The organism is Halomonas cupida, assembly GCF_900142755.1.
In the GTDB taxonomy this organism is placed as follows: domain Bacteria; phylum Pseudomonadota; class Gammaproteobacteria; order Pseudomonadales; family Halomonadaceae; genus Halomonas; species Halomonas cupida.
This window is the reverse complement of the sequence record NZ_FRCA01000009.1, coordinates 129,611-150,514: the sequence shown is the minus strand read 5'-3', so window position 1 is coordinate 150,514 and position 20,904 is coordinate 129,611. Positions and strand designations below refer to the sequence as shown.

24 protein-coding genes and 1 tRNA gene are annotated in these 20,904 nt (G+C 59.2%); 9 read left to right on the top strand and 16 right to left on the bottom strand.

Features of this window, described 5'->3' with window-relative positions:
- Positions 1 to 6 precede the first annotated feature (6 nt).
- On the bottom strand, positions 7 to 2,748 hold the full coding sequence (locus BUE38_RS16045) for a bifunctional acetate--CoA ligase family protein/GNAT family N-acetyltransferase (RefSeq protein ID WP_073436253.1): 2,742 nt from the start codon (positions 2,746 to 2,748) through the stop codon (positions 7 to 9).
- Positions 2,749 to 2,978: 230 nt separating this feature from the next.
- Here BUE38_RS16045 and BUE38_RS16040 point away from each other — a divergent pair, with 230 nt between their 5' ends.
- The 5 genes from BUE38_RS16040 to BUE38_RS16020 all read left to right on the top strand — a co-directional run bounded on the left by BUE38_RS16040 (position 2,979) and on the right by BUE38_RS16020 (position 6,854).
- Positions 2,979 to 3,929 (top strand): histone deacetylase family protein, encoded by a 951-nt coding sequence (locus tag BUE38_RS16040; RefSeq protein WP_073436252.1) that lies wholly within the window; start codon positions 2,979 to 2,981, stop codon positions 3,927 to 3,929.
- 163 nt (positions 3,930 to 4,092) lie between these two features.
- Positions 4,093 to 4,719, top strand: a complete 627-nt coding sequence (locus BUE38_RS16035; protein ID WP_073436251.1) for a helix-turn-helix domain-containing protein — start codon at positions 4,093 to 4,095, stop codon at positions 4,717 to 4,719.
- 68 nt (positions 4,720 to 4,787) lie between these two features.
- On the top strand, positions 4,788 to 5,123 hold the full coding sequence (locus tag BUE38_RS16030) for a DUF1244 domain-containing protein (RefSeq protein WP_073436250.1): 336 nt from the start codon (positions 4,788 to 4,790) through the stop codon (positions 5,121 to 5,123).
- Positions 5,120 to 5,647: a molybdenum cofactor biosynthesis protein B gene (gene moaB, locus BUE38_RS16025; RefSeq protein ID WP_073436249.1), complete on the top strand. Its 528-nt coding sequence runs from the start codon at positions 5,120 to 5,122 to the stop codon at positions 5,645 to 5,647. The genes BUE38_RS16030 and moaB overlap by 4 nt, the downstream gene beginning before the upstream one ends.
- Positions 5,637 to 6,854 carry a molybdopterin molybdotransferase MoeA gene (locus BUE38_RS16020; protein ID WP_073436248.1) on the top strand — a complete coding sequence of 406 codons (1,218 nt, stop codon included), beginning with the start codon at positions 5,637 to 5,639 and terminating at the stop codon, positions 6,852 to 6,854. Before moaB ends, BUE38_RS16020 begins: the two co-directional genes overlap by 11 nt.
- Before the next feature lie 4 nt (positions 6,855 to 6,858).
- Here the strand turns inward: BUE38_RS16020 and BUE38_RS16015 are convergent, their stop codons facing one another.
- From BUE38_RS16015 to BUE38_RS15970, 10 genes are all read right to left on the bottom strand, one after another.
- The gene (locus tag BUE38_RS16015) at positions 6,859 to 7,428 is read right to left on the bottom strand and encodes an acyl carrier protein phosphodiesterase (RefSeq protein WP_073436247.1); all 570 of its coding nucleotides are present in this window, start codon (positions 7,426 to 7,428) and stop codon (positions 6,859 to 6,861) included.
- Positions 7,429 to 7,437: 9 nt separating this feature from the next.
- Positions 7,438 to 7,791, bottom strand: a complete 354-nt coding sequence (locus tag BUE38_RS16010; protein WP_073436246.1) for a TusE/DsrC/DsvC family sulfur relay protein — start codon at positions 7,789 to 7,791, stop codon at positions 7,438 to 7,440.
- Between the two features lie 120 nt (positions 7,792 to 7,911).
- Positions 7,912 to 8,202: a sulfurtransferase complex subunit TusB gene (gene tusB, locus BUE38_RS16005; protein ID WP_073436245.1), complete on the bottom strand. Its 291-nt coding sequence runs from the start codon at positions 8,200 to 8,202 to the stop codon at positions 7,912 to 7,914.
- 13 nt (positions 8,203 to 8,215) lie between these two features.
- Positions 8,216 to 8,620, bottom strand: coding sequence for a sulfurtransferase complex subunit TusC (tusC, locus tag BUE38_RS16000; RefSeq protein ID WP_073436244.1), 405 nt, complete (start codon positions 8,618 to 8,620; stop codon positions 8,216 to 8,218).
- Between the two features lie 23 nt (positions 8,621 to 8,643).
- On the bottom strand, positions 8,644 to 9,036 hold the full coding sequence (gene tusD, locus BUE38_RS15995) for a sulfurtransferase complex subunit TusD (RefSeq protein ID WP_073436243.1): 393 nt from the start codon (positions 9,034 to 9,036) through the stop codon (positions 8,644 to 8,646).
- Between the two features lie 117 nt (positions 9,037 to 9,153).
- Positions 9,154 to 9,825: a Bax inhibitor-1/YccA family protein gene (locus BUE38_RS15990; protein WP_073436242.1), complete on the bottom strand. Its 672-nt coding sequence runs from the start codon at positions 9,823 to 9,825 to the stop codon at positions 9,154 to 9,156.
- Between the two features lie 272 nt (positions 9,826 to 10,097).
- Positions 10,098 to 11,378: an arylsulfotransferase family protein gene (locus BUE38_RS15985; RefSeq protein WP_073436241.1), complete on the bottom strand. Its 1,281-nt coding sequence runs from the start codon at positions 11,376 to 11,378 to the stop codon at positions 10,098 to 10,100.
- Positions 11,379 to 11,401: 23 nt separating this feature from the next.
- Positions 11,402 to 12,877, bottom strand: a complete 1,476-nt coding sequence (locus tag BUE38_RS15980; protein ID WP_073436240.1) for a sulfotransferase — start codon at positions 12,875 to 12,877, stop codon at positions 11,402 to 11,404.
- On the bottom strand, positions 12,874 to 13,113 hold the full coding sequence (locus BUE38_RS15975; protein ID WP_073436239.1) for a hypothetical protein: 240 nt from the start codon (positions 13,111 to 13,113) through the stop codon (positions 12,874 to 12,876). The genes BUE38_RS15980 and BUE38_RS15975 overlap by 4 nt, the downstream gene beginning before the upstream one ends.
- Before the next feature lie 313 nt (positions 13,114 to 13,426).
- A tRNA-Ser gene (locus BUE38_RS15970) sits at positions 13,427 to 13,516 on the bottom strand.
- Positions 13,517 to 13,787: 271 nt separating this feature from the next.
- Between BUE38_RS15970 and BUE38_RS15965 the strand changes: the two genes are divergently transcribed.
- Positions 13,788 to 14,135: a hypothetical protein gene (locus tag BUE38_RS15965; RefSeq protein ID WP_073436238.1), complete on the top strand. Its 348-nt coding sequence runs from the start codon at positions 13,788 to 13,790 to the stop codon at positions 14,133 to 14,135.
- Positions 14,136 to 14,138: 3 nt separating this feature from the next.
- Here the strand turns inward: BUE38_RS15965 and BUE38_RS15960 are convergent, their stop codons facing one another.
- A complete protein-coding gene (locus BUE38_RS15960) occupies positions 14,139 to 14,465 on the bottom strand; it encodes a YnfA family protein (RefSeq protein WP_073436237.1) in 327 nt (108 codons plus the stop codon).
- 144 nt (positions 14,466 to 14,609) lie between these two features.
- Between BUE38_RS15960 and BUE38_RS15955 the strand changes: the two genes are divergently transcribed.
- The gene (locus BUE38_RS15955; RefSeq protein ID WP_073436236.1) at positions 14,610 to 14,873 is read left to right on the top strand and encodes a hypothetical protein; all 264 of its coding nucleotides are present in this window, start codon (positions 14,610 to 14,612) and stop codon (positions 14,871 to 14,873) included.
- Positions 14,874 to 14,884: 11 nt separating this feature from the next.
- Here BUE38_RS15955 and BUE38_RS15950 read toward each other — a convergent pair whose 3' ends face one another.
- The 3 genes from BUE38_RS15950 to BUE38_RS15940 form a co-directional block, all read right to left on the bottom strand.
- A complete protein-coding gene (locus BUE38_RS15950) occupies positions 14,885 to 15,472 on the bottom strand; it encodes an HD domain-containing protein (RefSeq protein WP_073436235.1) in 588 nt (195 codons plus the stop codon).
- Positions 15,473 to 15,574: 102 nt separating this feature from the next.
- Positions 15,575 to 16,369 carry a M48 family metallopeptidase gene (locus tag BUE38_RS15945; RefSeq protein WP_234987066.1) on the bottom strand — a complete coding sequence of 265 codons (795 nt, stop codon included), beginning with the start codon at positions 16,367 to 16,369 and terminating at the stop codon, positions 15,575 to 15,577.
- 43 nt (positions 16,370 to 16,412) lie between these two features.
- Positions 16,413 to 18,119, bottom strand: a complete 1,707-nt coding sequence (locus tag BUE38_RS15940) for a potassium/proton antiporter (protein WP_073436234.1) — start codon at positions 18,117 to 18,119, stop codon at positions 16,413 to 16,415.
- 269 nt (positions 18,120 to 18,388) lie between these two features.
- Between BUE38_RS15940 and BUE38_RS15935 the strand changes: the two genes are divergently transcribed.
- Complete coding sequence (locus tag BUE38_RS15935; RefSeq protein WP_073436233.1) at positions 18,389 to 19,732, top strand: ABC transporter substrate-binding protein; 1,344 nt, start codon at positions 18,389 to 18,391, stop codon at positions 19,730 to 19,732.
- Between the two features lie 119 nt (positions 19,733 to 19,851).
- On the opposite strand, the gene BUE38_RS15930 is transcribed toward BUE38_RS15935, so the two are convergent.
- Positions 19,852 to 20,625, bottom strand: coding sequence for an alpha/beta fold hydrolase (locus tag BUE38_RS15930; protein WP_073436232.1), 774 nt, complete (start codon positions 20,623 to 20,625; stop codon positions 19,852 to 19,854).
- Between BUE38_RS15930 and BUE38_RS22675 the strand changes: the two genes are divergently transcribed.
- The gene (locus BUE38_RS22675; RefSeq protein WP_143166364.1) at positions 20,624 to 20,872 is read left to right on the top strand and encodes a hypothetical protein; all 249 of its coding nucleotides are present in this window, start codon (positions 20,624 to 20,626) and stop codon (positions 20,870 to 20,872) included. The two genes, BUE38_RS15930 and BUE38_RS22675, sit on opposite strands and share 2 nt — an antisense overlap.
- The last annotated feature ends 32 nt before the right edge of the window (positions 20,873 to 20,904 follow it).

Below are 20,904 nucleotides of genomic sequence, written 5' to 3'. Positions count from 1 at the left end.
GCCCTCCTACTCCGGCGGTCGTTCGAGACGATGACGCTGCCAGTCACTCTCGGGTTCGTTGAGACGCAGCACCGCGTCGACCACCTGTTCTTCCATATTGAATTTCTGACGAAACCCGAGGTGCTTGATCAGAGCTCGCATGGGATGATTATCGACCATGATCTTGCCGTACATCTCCAGGGTGCCCACCCGCCGACAGTAGCCGATCATCTTGCTCATCAACAGCTTGCCGATACCCAGTCCCTGAAGGTCATCGCGGATGATGATCGAGAACTCGGTACGGATATTGTCCGGATCATTCCACACTCGCACGACCCCCAACATTTCCTTGTCACCATCCTCGCGCAATCGCTCGGCGATGAAGGCCATCTGACGGTCATAGTTGATATGCGCCAGGGTCGAGAGATCTCGCTGGCTGAGATCCGCCTTGTTGTGAAAATAGCGAAAGCGAATGCTCTGCTCGGATAGCCTGCGGTGAAAGGCCGTGATCAACGGCGCGTCCTCGGCGCGAATCGGCCGAACCTCGACATCCCAACCATTGCTCAGTTGAACCCACTCTCGCAGTTCTTCTGGATAGGGCATGATGGCAAAGCGCGCCGGAGGGCCGAGATCCAGCGCGAAATCGACAGCCAACATGCCATCACGATTGAGCAGCAGAGGATTGATTTCCAGCCCCCTGAGACGCGGCAGGTCCGTGGCAACCTGCGATAGCGTGACCAGTAGACGACACAGGTGCTGTTCGTCACGTTCGGGATCGCTGGAGTGGGCACGGATCAATCGCACCGCATGGGTACGGCCGATCATATCGGCAGCAAGGCTCATGTTGAGTGGTGGCAACGCCACCTGACGGTCGGCCAGAATATTGACCTTGTATCCGCCGATGCCGAAGACAATCACCGGTCCGAACACCGGGTCACGAGTAATGCCCGCGCACAACTGCATCGAGTGCTTGCCACGCTGCATGGGTTGCAGACAGTACTCAGCGATGGTGAAGCCGGGAAACTTCTCGGCCACACGATCAGCGAGACGCTCGAGCCCCGTGGCCACCTGTTCAGGGTCGACAAGATCCTGCAGCAGCCCTGCCGATATCTTGTGAGGATGCTGACGATAGCGGAACGGACGACAGTTGCCATCATGCACCACCTTCAGTGCAAAGGGTCCCTGCAGCTCGGCCGAAACCTGGCGCGCCTCTTCGGCAGTCCGTACATAACGACCAGCCGCCACCGGCAGTCCATAGGCCTCCAGCACTTGGCTGGTCTCCGAATGAAGCAGGCTCTCACGCCCTTCCTCCAGTGCCTGCTGAATCAGGCGATGTGACGCTTCGCGACTGGCAGCGGTAGTGGTGAACGGTAGGCTCGGCGGTGTTTCCTGGAGCAGCGCCTGCACACGCTGGTAGTCGACCATGTGCATGAAGGCCTTGACCGCCTTTTCCGGAGAGAGATAGGTCGGAATTCCAGCGTCATGACATAACTTGCGTGCCCCTGCAGCCTGCTCGAACCCCATCCAACTGGTCAACAGATTGCGCTTGAAGGCCCGACGATGCTCGATCAGACGCTCCGCCGTCAGCGCAGAAGGTGCCAACCGCGTAGGAGCATGCACCACCAGCACCGCGTCTACACCCGGGTCATTGGCGACAGCATCAAGTGCTGTGACGAAACGTTCCGGCGTCGCATTGCCACCAAGGTCTACCGGGTTTTCGCCGGGCTTGCTCAGATCCAGATCCTGATCGCGAAGCACCTTCTGTGTGGCGGGTGTGAACTCGGCGAGACGCCCACCGGCATTGAGCAGCTTGTCGATGGCCAGCATCGCAGGCCCCAGCCCATTGGCAACAATCGCCAGACGGTCGCCACGCAGGGGCTTCATCCGCGACAGGGTTTCCAGCGCATCGAACAGATCGTCGGAGTCATTGACCCGCACCACGCCGGCGCGAGCAAAGGCGGCATCGAAGACCTGATCACGATTGGCAATACCTGGCGTCGGTGGCAGCCCACTCATGTCCGAGGCTGGGGTGCGACCACTCTTGATGGCCAGCACCAGGTGATTACGTGAAGCGTCCCGCACTGCGGTCATCAGATGCTGGGCATCCTGCACCCGTTCAAGGTGCAGCAGAATGGACTGGGCCGGCGTGCTCTGATTGATGTAATCGAGCAGATCAGGAAGCAGGACATCAACACTATCGCCCACCGTCACCAGATGCGAGAAGCCGATGCCCTTGCCTGTAGCCCAATCGATCATGGCGTTGGCCAGCATACCCGACTGCCCCAGATAGGCGACCTTGCCGCGGGGCACACTGTGGCTCGAATAGGAGGCGTTGAGCCGGGCTCCCGGCACGATCATTCCCATACACTCAGGCCCCAGCACCCGGATACCGGTACTGCGAGCCACCTTGAGCAGACGCTGACGGATGGAGCCGCTGCGCAGATCATCCAGATCACTGCCACCGGACAGCACCAGCGCCGCACGAACCTTCCGCTCACCCAACTGGCTCAGCACCTTGGGTACGGTCGCCAGTGGTGAGCAGATTACCGCCAGATCGGGTGCCTGCGGCAACTGCGAAGGACGGCTGACACAGTCGACGCCCAGTACAGCATCGTAACCCTTCGGATTGACCGCCCAGATGCGGCCACGAAAGCCTCCATCCTGCAGGTTGCGGATCACCTGTCCGCCCAGCGAATCAGGTTTTTCCGAGGCCCCGATCACGGCAATCGATGAAGGGTTGAAGAACCGGCGCAGGAACTGGGTACTCAAGGAGATTCTCCCGAATCCATTCGACCAGAAAGACATACCATAACGACATGGAACCACCGCCATCATAGCCGCGAATATCGCCTGACGCATGGTCCAGCGAAGCGCTACGCATGCTACCTTTTGCCACTATGGCGATATGTGGCCTACCCCTATCGTGTTTCGAGGCACCGCCGACTGCCGCGCACAGGCAGTGTCTGCTGGCCCCTACCCGCACAGGAACCCTCTCGACAATGATCACCGCCTATCTCACGCACCCGGCCTTCAGTCTGCACGACATGGGCATCGAACACCCCGAGAGCCCCATGCGCCTGGATGCCATTCGCGCGAGGTTGATGCGTTCAGGTCTGTTGCAACAGACCATGCAGGCCGATGCACGGGAAGTCACCGATGAGCAACTGCTGCGCGTACACTCGGCCGAGCACTTCCGCAAGCTGACACAGCTGTCACCGGATAGCGGCTTCATGCCACTCGATAACGATACCTTGCTGAATCCCGACAGCCTTGGTGCCGCTCGCCTCGCGGCAGGCGCCGTGGTCAAGGGCGTAGATCAGGTCATGGGCGGCAAGGCCGACAACGTCTTCTGCGCGGTTCGCCCTCCCGGGCATCATGCTGAAGCCAATCAGGCCATGGGATTCTGCCTGTTCAACAACATTGCTGTCGCCGCCGCCCACGCGCGTGCCGAGCATGGCATCGAACGTATTGCCATCCTCGACTTCGATGTTCACCAGTGCAACGGCACCATCGATATCTTCCGCCAGCAAAAGGAGATCCTGATCTGCACCAGCTATCAGTCATCCTTCTACCCCTGGCGTTACCTGGACGGAGACTATGACAATGTGATCAATACTCCACTGTCGGCCGGCAGCGGCAGCGCGGATTTCCGTCACGCCATCGAGCATCACTGGATCCCGGCACTGGAGGAATTTCGACCGCAGTTGGTATTGGTCTCGGCCGGCTTCGATGCACATCGCGAAGATCCACTGGGTGAATTGTGCCTCGAGGATCAGGACTTCTACTGGATCACCTGCAAGGCACTGGAGATTGCCGGGCGTCATGCCAATGGCCGCCTGGTCTCGGTTCTTGAGGGAGGCTATAACCTGGCGGTGCTGGGTGGCTCTGTGGAAGCTCACCTGCGAGCTCTGCTCGGCCAACCCTGGCCGGATAGCCAGACTCTGCCCTGATTACACACCAGGGATGTTTCCTGACCCCGGGAAACACGGGCCGGGGAAACATGGTCAGCCACTGCGGCTTCATCAGCATGGCCGCGAAGCTGATCCGACGTCGCCATTTTCAGAGATCCTTGTGGTAGCCTATGAGGAAATCTGTTTCCTATCGTGAATCACAATGACCCAAAGCACCGACCAACAGGCGGCGATGAAGATTGCCTCCGGGCGCAAGGCCTTCGTTGAGCCCCTCCGGCTCGGCGACCGCGTCAAGGAGATTCGCCTGGCCAACCAGTGGACCCTGGAAGATGTCAGCCAACGGACAGGGCTTGCCCGGTCTACCTTGTCGAAGATCGAGAACGACCAGATCTCGCCAACGTTCACCGCAGTGCAGAAGCTGATCAATGGACTGGGCATCGATCTCCCTCAACTGCTGTCTCCTCCTCGTCAGCAGAGCCGGACCATGGGGCGTCGCGACCTTACTCGGCGCGGTGATGGACAAATGCACCCCACTCCTACCTACGAGCATGAGCTGCTCAGCTGTGAGCTGGCGCAGAAACGCATGATCCCCTTCAAGACCATCGTTCGGGCACGCAGCTTCGAAGACTTCAGCGAATGGGTGCGCCATGATGGCGAAGAGTTCCTGATGGTCCTCGACGGTGAAGTACTACTGTACTCAGAATTCTATGAGCCGCTGCCGCTGGCCACTGGAGACAGTATCTACTTCGACAGCGACATGGGCCATGCGCTGGTCTCGGTCAGCGACGAGGATGCCACCATCCTGTCGGTATGCACACGCAACGAATAGTCCGTTCCCTGCCGAGTTCTTCGGCGCTTGTAGACCGCAACCAATGTAATCGAACAGCGGAGCCGACCATGCAACATCTTGATGACACCACACGCACCGAACTGGAAGCCGCAGCCTTTCGCCGTCTACTGCGCCACCTGGACGACAACAAGGACGTGCAGAATATCGACCTGATGATTCTGGCCGACTTCTGTCGCAACTGTCTGTCCAAGTGGCTGGTGGCCGCCGCTGAGGAGCGTGGCGAAACTCTCGACTACGAGGCTGCCCGTGAATATGTCTACGGGATGCCCTACAGCGAGTGGAAGACGCTTTATCAGGGCAAGGCAACTCCTGAGCAACTCGCCGCTCTGGAGGCCCGTCAGAAGGCCCGTGACCAGCGTCACGAGGAGTCGAATGGACAATGAATGCTGACGCCATGATTCCGCTGAAGATCGCGGTATTGACCGTCTCCGACAGCCGGACCGAAGCCACCGACCGCAGCGGCCAGACACTGGTCGAATGCCTGACGACGGCAGGCCATCAGCTCGCCGACAAACGTATCGTCGAGGATGACATCTACCGTATTCGTGCCGTGACGAGCGCCTGGATTGCCGACCCGGAGGTGCAGGTCATTCTGACCACCGGCGGTACCGGCTTCACCGGGCGCGACTCCACTCCCGAGGCGATTTCGGCACTGCTCGACAAGCGTATCGAAGGCTTCGGCGAGCTGTTTCGTCAACTCTCCTTCGCGGAGATCGGCAGCTCCACGGTACAAAGCCGCTGCCTGGGTGGAATGGCCAATGCCACAGTGGTCTTCTGCCTGCCTGGTTCCACCGGATCCTGCCGCACCGCCTGGAACGGCATCCTCGCCGAGCAGTTGGATAGTCGGCACAGGCCCTGCAATTTTGCCAACCTGGTGATTCCCGAGCGGGGCCAGCATGATTTCTGAATCTACGCCTCTAGCCGCCGTGGAGCAGGCCATGCAGGCGCTGCTCGATGACGTCGTACCCCTGGCCAGTGAAAGTGTCGCGCTGGGTGAAGCCACAGGGCGGGTACTGGCTGAGGCCGTCGAAGCGACAATGGATGTCCCTCCCTTCGACAACAGCGCCATGGATGGCTACGCCCTGCATCACTCCGATGCCGGGCATACGCTGCCGATCATTGGCCGTGTTGCCGCCGGAGATTCACCCCTGGCGCTCGAGCGCGGCACTTGCGCTCGCATCTTTACCGGCGGCGCTCTACCCGAAGGCGCCGACTGTGTGGTCATGCAGGAGAAAGCCTGTGTCACTGACGGCCATGCGACGCTGCCGGGGGATGTTCCCGAAGGGGATAATGTCCGTCGCCGTGGACGCGATGTGGCGCAAGGTAGCCAATTGCTGGGCGCCGGGATGCGTCTCGACGCTGCTGCACTGGGACACCTCGCCGCTCAAGGGATTGATAAGGTACAGGTACGATGCAAGCCGCGCGTGGCATTGCTGTCGACCGGTGATGAAATCATCGAGCCCGGCAAGCCACTGGCATCGGGCCAGATATACAATTCCAACCGCCCCATGCTGGTCGCACTACTGGAGGGTTTCGGCGCCGATGTCATCCATATCCAGCATGTGCCCGACAACGCCGAGGATACCCGTCGCTGCTTACGTGAGGCCGCCCTGGCTGCGGATATCGTCGTCTCCACCGGGGGTGTCAGTGTCGGAGAAGAAGATCATGTCAAGGCGGCCCTGGAAGCCCTGGGCGAGCTGAATCTGTGGCGTCTGGCCATCCGCCCCGGCAAACCTCTGGCACTCGGTCGGCTGCCGGGGGGCGACGGTCAACTGACTCGCTTCGTGGGACTGCCGGGCAACCCCGTATCCGGCTACGTTGGTGCCTGGCTGTTCCTTCGTCCGTTGCTTGGCGCAATGCAGGGCTGTACCGCCATGGCAGAGTTGCCACGGTTATGGGCCACCAGCACCTTTGGCACCTCGACCGGGCCACGCCAGCACTATATGCGGGTACGTCTGGACTTCTCCCGCGAGGGGATTCAGGCCCACGCCTTCACCGATCAGAACTCGGGAGTACTGTCATCCTGCGTGGGGGCGGATGCGCTGGCGGTGGTGCCTCCACACTCGCAGGTGGCTCAGGGCGACCTTCTCGAGTGTCTATGGCTCAAGGCATGACGGTTCAATGTGTATCAACGACTTCCAACACCTGTCGGACGTCCTGCCACAGGACCTGGAAGTCTTCCGACAGGTGCTGGTGATCCGCACGCAAATGGGGCACCAACTCGGCAAGACGGTTGGGACCTGACAGCCGTGAACCGATCCCGGCGATGGCGCGATAGGTGAAGTCCCGCTGACGGTAGCGATGCAGCCAGTCCTCACTGATCAGCGCCGGGATCATGCGAGCCAGACGTGCCGGCGCCTGCTCCCGACCCAGCACGCGATAGCAGCGCTGGATCAGGAGGTCCCGCGTCGGTGCCTCCAGTTCCTGCAGTAGAAAGTGATCCCAGAGAATATCCAGCGCGATGGCTGCATAGCGCCGCTGCTCCCGGGGAGCCCTGCGACGAGCGGCCAGAACAACGGGGTGTGAATCGACGAAAGCGTCGACACGACGGTGATGGCGCACACCAGCGGCCACCTCAACAGGCCAGTCGCTCAGATCGGGACCCTTGACTCCATCGGCAACGAGGTTGCCGTAGAGGAAGTCATCACTGCCTCCATCAGCCAACGCGGCATGTGCCAGAAAATTCATCGAGCGGCGTCAGAGACAATTGGTGGGCTTGGGCAAACCGGCCAGACGCGCACCAACCTTTGCCGGACTTTCGGGGAACAGTCGCATCAAGAAGATCGAGCTGCCCTTGTCAGCACCCAGTTGCTGACCCACGGCCTTGACCAGAGGCCGCATGGCCGGAGCCTGTTCGAAGCGCTGATAGAAGTTGCGCAGCACATCGATGACCTCCCAATGGTCGGATGTCAGTGTCAGGCCGTCCTCGACGGCCAGGGCTTCGGCCACTTCAGGCGTCCATTGAGTCAGGTCGACCAGGTAGCCCTCAGGGTCGAGCGCTACTCGCTGCTGGCCGACTTCAAGATATCGCGCGATTTCCGTACTAGCCATCGGGATTCTCTTCCATCGGGTGCGCTTCTTTCGTTACTGCCGCCATCATGACCATCATTGCCAATCACCTTCCTGGATGTCGCTGTGACAGACGCGGATGCGAGGGCTCTTGATACCCACTCAATACCAACTGAGCACCTTGTCGGCCTGTTCCGTCAGCGAGACAAAGCCCTCCACATCCACCACTCTGGCATTGTCGTCGCAGCGCTCCAGCAGCCCGCGAGCCACGAGGTCCTCTTCGAGCACATAAAGACGCCCGGCAAGCCCCTCGAACGGCCCGATCAGGTGAGGCAGCGCTCCCTGCACGGCCTCCTCTATCAGCAGTAGACAATCGTCATCGGCCATCGCTGCCAGTGCCTGGCGATAGACCTGACTCTGGGCCGGCGACTGATTCAAGGTATGCAAATGCATGAGTTGTCCTGCTTCAGAAATTCATCACCAGCGTGTGAGAGGCGATCGCCTGCTGGACGCTCGCGGCATCGACAACACTGACCGACAAGACGAGATCCGAACTCTCGAGCCCCAGGCGCTCAAGGCTCTCGGCCTCGACCATGATATTGTCGATATCATACATCTCGAGCATCTCGAGTGTGCTCTGTGTCCCCTTTTGCCCCAGGGCTCCTTCGCCCTGCCCCGGCTGAAGGGCCCAACATCCCTGGCCCATGAACAACAGCGACACTCGCCGACCGAATGCCGCAGCGACCAGTGCCATATCCAGCCCCTCCCGCAGCAGGCTGGAGCCATGGGGAGCATGGCCAAGAATCACCAGCAACTCGCCTGTTGCCGAGGGGGGAGTGATCGAGGTGTGTGCGATGTTGCTGTCGTTCATGCCTTCATTCGCTTTATTCACGTTCACGGAGCGAAGGTCACCAGCCGATCACAGCGTAAGCCAAGATCCACCAGTTGCCCCAGCCCAGTGAGCTCGAAGGGGCGCTCGACGCTGTGTCCTTCCTTGCCGTGACGCCCGGCCTGCTCCTCATCCATCAGCCCTCGACGCAGCGCCGCGGCAATGCAGACATCGAGCTTTACGCCATGTTCTCGCTGTAATTCGGCCCAGCCATCGACCAGGTGTGGCTCATCCTGCGGTGGTGCCGCCAGGCGAGCGGCGTTGTGGACGCCCTCATGATAGAAGAACACGCTGTCGAGCTGATGCCCTCTGGCGATAATGGTCCGGGCAAATCGCAAGGCGCTGTGTGCGGCCTGATTACTGTAGGGCGCGCCCAGCAGGAGGATGCCATAACGCATGAATTATCCTGTATTTCCGGAACTTCCTGAACCCTGTCAACGCACTGACCCCGCCTTCAGGCGGGGTCAGTGGAACTTCTGTTGTCGAATGGCAACAATCCGCTGATCAGAACAGCATCAGTCCTGGCTGACAATACCCAGCAGAGACAACAGGCTGACAAACAGATTGTAGATCGAGACGTACAGCGTGATGGTGGCGAGAATATAGTTGGTTTCACCGGCACGATGCACGATTTCGCTGGTCTGGTAGAGAATCGCTGCAGAGGAGAACAGCACGAAGCCCGCCGAAACCATCAGCGACAGGGTCGGGATGTTGAAGATCAGTGCAGCCACCATAGCCAGTACCAGCACGATGGCACCCGCCATCATGAAGTTGGCGAGGAAACTGAAGTCCTTGCGAGTAATCAGCGCAACGGCGGAAAGCCCGAAGAAGGTCAGCCCCGTCATACCCAGCGCAGTCATGATCAGTTGCGGACCATTGGCCAGGGTAAGATAAGCGCTGAGAATCGGCCCCAGAGTGAAGCCCATGAAACCGGTAAAGGCGAAAGTTGCCAGCAGCCCCATGGCTGAGTTGGCGGTCTTGTGCACGAGGAACATCAGACCGTATGCACCGATGAAGAACACCAGAATGTTCATCTGCTGAACACCCATTGCTACGGCAGCAGCGGCGGCAATAGCAGAGAACACCAGTGTCATTGCCAGCAGACCGTAGGTGTTGCGTAGAACCTTGTTCGTTGCAGCAACCTGCGTCGTCGCCTGATGACTCACATGTGACTCTTGATAGGCCATGTATCCTGAGCTCCCTATTGGTAGACAAGCTATCAGACACAGAATGCCGCCCCTCGGTTCCCGACGCAAGACACTGGCCGTTCAGGACATCAACACTTCAATCTCGGAAATATCCCACAAGTCCCGCCCCAGGCGGATCGAACAGCGTTTCCAAATAATCGCATATTTTTTCGCAGGTTAGTGTCTGTGCGCGAAATGGCACCTCCTTTTGCGTCTTGCGTGGCAACACGACTTCACTACAAGTCGTGTTGCTCCCCACTTACATATCAATGTCAATTTGAAGAACAGCTCGGCACCCCATTGGTGAAGAAATCACCAGGGACGAAGCGCGCCTCGGTAATGATCAAATTGCTCTCGGCGTCCCACGCCATGTGCCGCTGCCAGACCAGTTCGCCATTGCTGTCGACTTCCATGACACGACCACCTTCAGCCTCGGTGAGCAATATATTGCCGTCGTCAAGCAACTGGTGCTTACCGCGACGCCAACTGTAGAAGGGCTGCTCCTCCGAACCACTGAACAGCGTTTCGACGTTGTCTTCACCGGGACGGATACTCAGTATGCGTGTCGCGCCGCTACCGGTGGCATTGTCAAAGACACTGATGGTGCCATCCGGTTCGAAGTCTGGGTCGTGTTGCTTGAACCAGGGGCCATGGCGGTGCCACTTCATGCGACCGCTCTGTGGGTCGATGACCGCGACCAGGTTCAGCTCACGCAGACTGATCAACACATCTCCGGCGTCGAACATGGGGAAGGCGTCAGCCATCTCGGCACGCAGAGGTTCCGCGTCATTGGGATGGAACGGGTCCATCAGGTAGCGTACTTCCTGCTCGGTATTGTCGGGAGTGCGAGTACGGATATCGAAGGTGGCTCGCTGATCACCTCCCGGGTATTCGGCAAGATCCTCGACAATGTCCAGTTGGTGGGTAATCTCGCCAGTATCCTCGTCAAGCCAGGCGATGCCTTCCTCCAACAGCGTGACCAGTTGCCCTTCTCCATCACGGCTGATCGAGTGATGGAAACTCCCCTTGCGGGTCCACATCGGTTTGCCACAGGCATCGATGCGCGCAATCGCGTTACCGGCATCAAAGGTCAGCACCAGAGAGCCGTCCTCGAACACCTCCATGCCGTGCAGCATGACGTTCTGCGGCTTGTGCTCATCGTCCAGCAAGTCGTAGTGCACGGGCCAACGATGTACCTCATTGCCTTCGCCATCATAGAGGCGGACGGAATGGAAAGCCTCGTCCTGATCCTCGTTGAGGCCTGCAACCAGCACATACCCTTCCTTGGTTGTCCCGCTGGGTTTGCCTTCAAGACCACGATCTGTCGCAACGTCACCGCCTCCCGGCTTCACCAGATGGCGGGTCGGCTCGAGGGCCAGGTCGTTTTTCCAGTTATGCGAGATATCCATCAGAGTACGCTGTGCCAGCTGGATCTGAGGGGCCGGGAACCAGCCACGCGTGGTGGCTACTGTACCGTAGACCAGAGTGATGACACCCAGCGATGCCACGAACAGCACCGGCCCCAGACGCTCGCCAATCGATTTCTTTGCCACTATTGCATTCCTTGTCGTCAACTCTATGCCTTGAGCGTACGTTCCAGCAGCTCGGCATGGACTTCTCTCGCTCGGCTGATCAGCTCGGGAGTTGCCCCGGCCAGCGTCCGAACCTCGCGCGAAGCGTGGAACATATCGCTACAGGCGCTGATGGCAGCCTGATCATCCACCGCTAGAGCTTCGGCCAACCGCGGGAGTTGTTGGGACGGTGTCTGACTGAGCGCTTCATGATCCACGAATACCGTATCTCGTGGTGCCTGGGTCAATACATGCTCATATGCAGCGATCCAGTAGCGCAGCCAGTAATCGACATGCTCGGCGCCCTCGCTGCTGGTCGGCGCACCAGCAAAGGCAATCGGCCGCAGAGCAGCCCCGAATTCGAAGTGTCCGATACCTTCCATATACTGGCGTGCAAAGCGGTCCCGCTGATGAAGATCGCTGAAGCGCTGATGCTGACGCATCAGTGACTGGACCTGGGCCAACGGCTCACGAACAGGCACCAGTATGCGGGACTCGGGATACAGCGCCTTGAGCAATGGCAGGCGTGCTATGTTCGCATTGTTCTTCGAGACATAACTGGTGGCGCCGGGCTTGCCAATAATCACCTTGCGCATATGTTGATCGAGGAAGGACTCGAACTCCGCATGACGATCCCCGGCCTCCCAGAGGGAGATATTCCGGTCGGTATACCTGTCCTTCCAGAACGCCATCCAGACCATTTCCTCGAAGGCTTCCGGACTCTCGAAGTCGACCTCGATGCCGTCGCCATGCGCCCGCTCGGCCTTGGCACCGGACTTGCGCAACAGCCGGGAATAACGCCCCCACAAGAGCGGCGCCATGGTAAAGGGCATATGCCGGTAGGTCGGCGATGCAAATTCATTCTGACGTGCCAGCAACTCCAACAGGATGGTGGTACCTGCACGTGGTAACGACGTCACGAATACCGGACGCCGATTGGGAGTGGTCTGGATGCGTTTACGCCACAGGCGATTCTCCAGCCCAGCCAGAGTGGACTGTGCCGAGGATGAAAAGGCATAGAGGTGCAGTGCCTTGTCCATCGACGAGTATGGCACTTCATCACGCTTCTCCGTGTTCTCCTGCGTTTCGCCGCCTCGGGCACCACGACGTCTGGAAAGCAGGATCCACAGCAACACCGCCGCCACCGTGGAAACCACCAGAAATACCGCGCTGGTCGCGACCTGCCAGACCTCCTGCATACCGTACAGGCCGAGCAGGTTGCCGCCGGCAACCAGTACATAGGCACTGACACAGGCAGCAACACCAATGGCAAGCAGGATAAAGAAGCTCTTGAGCAAGGACACAGAGGCTCGCTGCACCTGCCGCTCCTTGACCTCATCATCGAGCTCCGGATCAGAAATGACAGCCAGCGCACCCTGCGCCAACCTGACGGCGTTCACTGCATGGTATTGCGCTGCCAACCCCTTGAGAACGCCGATAAAGGCCACAAGGCTGGCAAAGAGCGCTAACCACACCATCATTCGCTGGGCTTCTGGCTATCGTCGGTCGCACGCTCGGCGCGCTTGCGTCGCATGACGCGCTTCAGTGGGTACCAGATAAAACCGATAACGGCCAGTACAAGGGCTGCAATGACCGCAATCATGGTACCGATGGCGGTAAGTCCTGCCCCGGGTCCGACATAGGCCAGTGCAGGGGTCGTGTACAACGCCAGGATGGCGCACAACAACAGAGTGATACGAGTAGGATGTCGCAACATGGGATGACTCCTTTCCGCCAGATATTGATACTTTCTCCGTGCTTGAATTGACTGGGGAATACTGGCGATGTTCCTGCACAGCCCCCGCCACTGACGGCCTTGAAAGCATACCTGTCGCCAGATGACGACTAGACGTCTTGCCGCACAACGCGAGGAATGTCAGAAACCGTGCAATGCACTGAGAAGGAGGGCTCGCCCGGCGAGGAATCAGTGAGCACAGATAGCACAATTGTCCGACAGAACTGATCGACTACCCAATTGACGCCCACGAAAAAGGGGACCAGCCAATTTGACTGATCCCCTGAAATCGAAGTGGCGGAGGGACAGGGATTCGAACCCTGGAAGGGCATTAACCCTTGCCGGTTTTCAAGACCGGTGCATTCAACCGCTCTGCCATCCCTCCGGCTCACGGCGATGTACTTTACCAGTTTTTCTTCAAAGGTCAACAGTTCTGTTCGATCAATATGTTAGGAGCATACCCGATGAGTGTTTTCAAGGTGTGCACCCACCAACAGAGGCTGTCATATCGCTCCCCCGGAACGGCCCTTGAACAGCAGCCAGCATGGAATACACAACACAGTGCATCTTGCGAAAACGCATCAGCAATGCTCCCATATCAGCCTTCCAGCCACCCCACCACCGACCAGAAGTCGATCAAAAGGGAGAATGACCAGATGAGACCATGGATTGCGCTCAGTATCGCCACGGCACTGGTCGGGTGCAGTAATGAAGAAAGCGGCGTATTCGATGCCGAGGGTCTGATCGAGGAACTGCGTGGCAACCCGGAGATCCAGGCTGCCGCAGTATCGGAAGATCATCGAGAGATATTCATCGGCCTCAAGGCCGAGCGGGCTGATCAGGGCGAGGCATTGGCGAGCAGCGTCTGTGAGCAGGCCAGACAATATGGCTCCGGCCAGTTGGACAACCGCACCATCCGCATCATGGACGTCATGCAAGCCGTGGAAAACGACGAGAAGGTAGAGCTTTACAGTCTCGACTGTGTGCTCTCCCCCGGCTCCTGAGCCTCAAGCTCCGCGTGGCCCCAGCAGGATCACCATGGCGCCGACCAGGCAGATGGCGGCGCCAATGCCATCCCAGCGATCAGGTCGGCTTCCCTCCACCAGCCACATCCACATCAAGGACGTGCCGATATAGATGCCGCCATATGCAGCATAGGCACGTCCCGCCATGTCAGCATCGACCCGCGTCAGCAGCCAGGCAAACAGTACCAGGCTGATCACGCCGGGTATCAGCCACAGCGGCGAACGCCCCAGACGCAGCCAGGCCCAGAAGGCGAAGCAACCGCCGATTTCCGCCACAGCAGCAAGCACAAAGGTGGGCAACGCCAGCATATCTTCTCCCTGAAGCCTGTTTTCGTCGAGCCTATCGTCGCAATGCCACTGGGCGGCACAATACGAGTACGTTACAAGGCACGTCATGTGACACGATACCGCTCAGAACCCAGGGATCTCCGTCCCCATCAAAGGAGCCAAACCATGTACAAGCTATTCACCCTTGCCGGCACCATGATCCTTGTCGGTGGGCTGACCGGCTGTGTCACCTATGGAGAAGGTTACCCATACGGAGATCGCGACCGCCACTATCATTACGACTCGGGAGTTCCCAGCGGCCACCTGCCACCGCCTGGTGAGTGCCGCATCTGGTATCCCGACCGCCCGGCTGGCCAACAGCCGCCTCCCGGCCCCTGCGGCGAGTTGCGTTATCAAGTCCCGCCTGGCGCTCGTTTGATCAAGGGGTAGTCGAGGCCAACTCAATCCTGGCGAGGATCGTCCAGGTTCTCGCCATGCTCGCCACCAGCATGACGACCACGACTGGACAACTCTCCGTCTGCCACCTGCAACACACGCAAGGCTCGTTGACGAAGCCCGGGGTCACCTTGATCCATGATCTCCAGTAGATGTCGCTTTTCCTCGAGGTAGATACGTGCAAAGCCGCGATCGTGGCGCACAATACTCGATGTATTGTGAATCAGATCGGCATACTTGATGGTCTGAGCCCGCGGGTCAGCCAGAGAAAGGCGTTGTGCGGCCCGCTGCTTGCGTGCGGCGCGATTGCCTTCTTCCGGTGTCTGCATGTCACTCAATGCATCGACCAGCCCGGCCACATTCTCACCAAACTCTTCGCGTACCAGTTCCAGCGAGACGGCAGTATCCTCGACAACGTCATGCAACCAGGCGGCGGCCATCATCACCTCATCGGCCTGATGTTCAGCAACGAGTCGCGCCACAGCCTCGGGATGCTCGATATAGGGAGCACCACCGTACTTGCGACGTTGATCGATAGCCGCATGAGCGGCAGTGGCAAAGAGTCGGGCACGTTCCACCAGGTCAAGCGACATGGGCAGTCATCCGTACAAGTTGTGTCATCTCAATGATTCAGCATCACGCCACGCCTGACAAGGCAGAAGGCTCAGCCCGGCAGACAAGACAACCAGAACGCCTCACAGCGGCGAGCAGGCAGCTCTGGGCACGCTGGAAAATACCTCGGAAGCCTCTGGCATGGACTCTTCAAGCACAGCAATTCGTGACTCATGGTGGGGATGAGTCGACAGCAGCTCGAAGGGTTGCTGGTCATCAAGCTCCATCATGTTGTGCCACAGCTCGATACTATGCTTGGGATTGAAACCAGCCCGGGCCATCAATTGCAGGCCAATGCGATCCGCCTCGACCTCGTGGGCACGACTGAACGGCAAGGTTATCCCCAATTGTGATCCCAGGCCCAGAGCCCGAATGAGCGCATCACTGCTGACTTCACCGTCACTGGCCAGACCGATCACCATCAATACCGCCTGGATACCCAACTGCTGAGTGAGACGCTCATTGCCATGGCGAGCAATCACATGGCCAATCTCGTGGCCAATCACCGCAGCCAGTTGGTCGGGTGTCTGGGCAACCTGCAGCAATCCGCTATTGATACCGATTCGTCCGCCGGGCAAGGCGAAGGCGTTGGGCATGGGGTTGTCGAAGACCACTACATCCCAGTGATTCGGTATATCGACTTCCGGCCAGCTTTCACCAAGCGCATCGACCAGCTCCACCGAGACACACTCTGCCAGTCGCTTGATGGCCGGGTCAGTCACCACCGGCATGGTGTGGCGCATCTGCTCGAAGGTCTCGTTGCCCATATCCGCCATCATTGCCTGGGGAATCCAGGCAATTCGATTACGCCCGGTGGGTGTCTCATCGCAACCGGACAACAGCAATGCCAGTGCACCGACCACCAACCATCTCACCACAGCCTACCCTCCACCGCTGACCTCCCTGCCCTTGCATCGGGGCTCAATAAAGCCTGATGCCGACATGAGTGATACGGTTGCCTTCCATGGCATTGACCACCCAGTGGATACCGTGCCAGTCGACGTCATCACCAACCACCGGGTAACCACCAACACGCAACGCCAGAAAGTGTCCCAGGCTGAGGTCGGCCTCGGCCGGGCTGAGTGTCAGGCCGTAGGCATCGGCAACGTCACGCATGCTGGCCGCGCCATCCAGCGTAAAGGTGCCGAAGAAATCCTTACGCTGCTTGAGCCTTGCCTCTCCATCAAACAACCGGTTGAGAGCCGGCAGATCATCGTTGCGGCCGATCACACAGACCACATCGTCTACCTTGAGTCGAGTGCTCCCCTTGGGATGTACCATGACATGCTTGCGGAACAGTGCCGAGATCAGAGCGCCGGATGGAAAGCGCATTAAGCGAATCGGCACATCCTCGAGGTCAGGGTTCTCGATCCGATAGACGAACATCTCGAAATCGTTCTCCGGCAGCACGCCTAGCGGGCCTCTTTGATTGGGCTCGATGGTACTGGGCACCATGACGCGCATACGGCGGGCCATCCATGGAAGAGTGCCGCCCTGAATCAACAGTGAAAGGAGCACCACGGCAAAAGCGACATTGAAGTACAACTGCGAATCTTCCACTCCCCCAATCACCGGAAAGATGGCCAATACGATGGGTACCGCACCACGCAGCCCCACCCAGGAGATGAAGATCACCTCACGCCAGCGGAAGCGGAAGAATGGCTTGAGCGTCAGTATCACCGCCAGAGGACGGGCAACGAAGATCAAGGCAAGGGCCACCACTGATGCCGGCAGAATGACATCAATCAGCGCACTGGGAGTGACCAGCAGGCCCAGCACCAGGAACAGGCCAATCTGACTCAGCCAGGCGAGGCCATCATGCACTGGCAGGATGAAATTCAGATGTCGACCCGGCCGGTTGCCGATCATCAAGCCAGTAAGATAGATCGCCAGAAAACCACTTCCGCCGAGCGCACTGGTCAGGCCGAATACACACATGCCCAATGCCAGAGCCAGCAACGAGTACAAGCCTGGCGCCAGGTCAAGCCAGGACAACAGTCTGGCAATCAGCCAGCCAACGCCAAGCCCGATGATGATGGCCAGCGCAAACTGCTGGGCAAACAACAGCAGCATTGCCAGAGGAGAACTCACCCCTCCCACCAGACTTTCCACCAGAACCAGAGTCAGGAAGATGGCCATGGGGTCGTTGGTACCTGACTCGATTTCCAGGGTGGCGGCCACACGTTCGTTGAGATTCAGGCCACTTCCGCTGAGCATCGAGAATACCGCAGCGGCATCGGTGGAACCGACGATGGCACCCACCAGCAAGCCCTGCATCAACGTCAGATCGAACACCCACATGGAAAGAATACCGACCAGACCGCTGGTAATGAACACACCGAAGGTGGCAAGCCCCAGGGCCGGCCGGAACCCGACGCGGAAAGTGGTCAGCCGCGTGCGCAGACCGCCATCAAGCAATATCATCGCCAACGCAAGATGGCCGATAATGAACGCCAACGAGTAATTATCGAAATTGATCCCCAGTACACCTTCTTCGCCTGCCAGCATCCCAAGAACGAGAAACAGCACCAGCAGTGGCACCCCTGCTACGGCAGATAGGCGGCTCGCCAGTACACTCAAGGCAATCAAGGTGCCTGTCAGTAGAAAGAGACTGTTGATGGTGTCCATATGCATCCCTTGCGCGGAGTCAGAACAGGATTATCCCATGCCTGTCGGAGACACGCGACGTCAATACATCGCATATCCCGGGGAACGAGGCCCATGGTCTGGGTCAGGAATAGTCCCTGGAAGAAGACATGCCCCGTGCTGCTGTGCATGGACGGGCATACTCCAGCCCTTCTTCGACAAGGCGACGGGGTAACGAATATTCCCCCCACCGCCAAGCACGGCTAGAATAAGCCCCCGATGCTTCTGTATGACCAGCCTGGAGATAGCTCATGCCGATGGCACTACGCCGGCGCATTCTGGTGTGCGGCGCACTGAGTCTCGTGCTCATCGTCGGCTCTGCCTACCCCACTCAGCCCCTGTACGCCCAGCAGGGTGCGGGGGCGCCAACAATCGAAGAGTCCTCCGTTGATGCGTCTCCTTCCTCTGCAGATGAGTCTGCGGCCAATGAAGAACAGGCATCCTCCGGTGACGATACCTCTGCCACTGACGATATCGAGGCAACGCCCGACACTCCAGTGGAAGAAGTCGATAAACAGGATTCAACCATTGCCACTACACCTCGACAACGGGCGATCAAACAGAGTTCACAGACAACCTCGTCCAACGAGGACCCCGCCAGCATAGAAGAGGCGTATCAGAACCACCCCAGCGGCCCGGGCGTGGATACACCCACATTGCCTGCCGCTCCCTCGGTGGTCATGACACCACCAGACCCTGTCCTGCCACCGCCACTGACTCAACTTGAACTGGTACTGGACTGGCACCCTAGCCCTCGTCATGCCGCACTGCTGATTGCAGACGCGCTGGGATTGTTCGCTCAACACGGCCTCGACGTCACCATGCGCCCACCAGCGGATCCTGACATTCCGGCCAAGCTCGTCGCCGCATCTCGCGTTGAACTGGCGCTGACCGACCAGGTGACGCTGCATCAACTAGTCGATGAGGGAAAACCTCTGGTCCGAGTGGCAACCCTGGTCGAACTTCCGCTGACAGCCCTGGTGGCACGGGAGGAAAGCGGCATCGACTCCGCTCTGTCGTTGATCGATCAACGCGTGGGATACTCTGACCAGGCCGGTCACGATATTATTCTGCGCGCCATTCTGGATGAAGAGCACCTGAACCTGTCCCATGTCGACGCACGCGATGTTCATTTCTCGATCATCAGTGCCATGAGCGAAGGTCGTATCGACGCCATCGTGGCCGGCGCCCGCTTCAGCCTTCCCCGCCAGCTCGCCGATCTGGGTGTGGCAACTCATGTACTACCGCTGGAGGAGCTCGGCTTCCCCATTCATGACGGCCTGGTCATGGTCGCCAATGTCAATCATCTGGCCTCGCAGCGCAGCGCTATCAATCGCCTTGTTGCGGCGGTTCAGGAAGCCACGCAGTGGATCGTTGCGCACCCGGACGAAGCCTGGCAGATCATGGTCAAGCAGCAGCCCACCATGGACAGCGCAGCCAATGCCGAAGCGTGGCCGGATATTCGTCGCCGCCTGGCACTGCGACCAGGGGCGGTGGACGTCGCCCGTTATCGCCGCCTGGAGCATTATCTCTGGGAGCACGGACTCGTTGACTCACTGACGCCCCCCGAGACACTGGCACGCGATCCGGGCTGACCTCGTCTAGCCTCTCCCAGTGGGGTGCGGACGAAAATCAAATCGATCAGGATGAGCTATTTCTGAACGCACAAGGGCGCCGTCAGGCGCCCTTTGAATACTTGCTGATGCCCATCGAGTCAGCGCTGCTCCAGGAACGCTTCTATGGCGCCACGGAACTCCTCAGCCTTCTCGGTGTGCAGCCAATGCCCTGCATCCAGGGTCACCAGTTCAGCGTGCGGCAGAACGTCGTGCACAGCCCCCAGCCGCTCGTCGCTGACATAATCGGAGCGTGAGCCACGCACCACCAGGCAGGGAACGTCGATGGCGCCCTGACCTGTCGGCGCAGCCATGATGTCGGGATAGCCCTGCTCGATGGCATCCATGTTGACCCTCAAGCGCAACACCCCACCCTCATCACGTTTGAGGTTGGTCGCGAGGAACATGCGAGTGGGCTTGTCGGCGACAAACTCGGCCATCAGGGCGTCAGCATCGCGGCGATCACCGGGCTGACCCTGCTCGACCGCACGCATCGCGGAAAACACGGTGTCATGATGATGCTCATATGTCACCGGAGCGATATCCGCCACCATCAATGACGCCACCCGGTCGGGATACTGCCGTGCCAGCGTCATCACCACCTTCCCTCCCATCGAATGCCCCAGCAGATGCGCCCGATCAACCCCGCAGCTGTCGAGTACAGCCACCACATCCTCGGCCATCTCGTCATAGCTCATACCTGAGACATGGGGAGATCCGCCGTGATTGCGCAAATCCACCGCGATGACTCGCCAATGGGAAGCAAAGTGCTTGATATGCGAGCGCCAGTTGTCCGCGCTGCCCAGCAGGCCATGCACGATGACCAGCGGAGTCCCTTCGCCGCCGCTATCCGAGAAGTTCAAGGCAACAGACATGCAATCTCCCTGGTTGTTCTATTCCGGAAACCTGATGCCGGAAAGGAATAATATTAACCCGGCAGGCTTTCATGTTGAGTCAAGGGCGGCACATGGACGTGCCGCCGTCGGCCATCAGACCGACGCGAAACCGCACCACACCAGCAGATCCGTGCATCTGCGCCAGTGGGGTGCGGACGAAAATCAAATCGATCAGGATGAGCCATTTGATTGCCATGTTAATAATAGTGGCTACGCAAAGGTCTGACCCGAGAGCCTCCGGGCGGCACTGAGCAATTC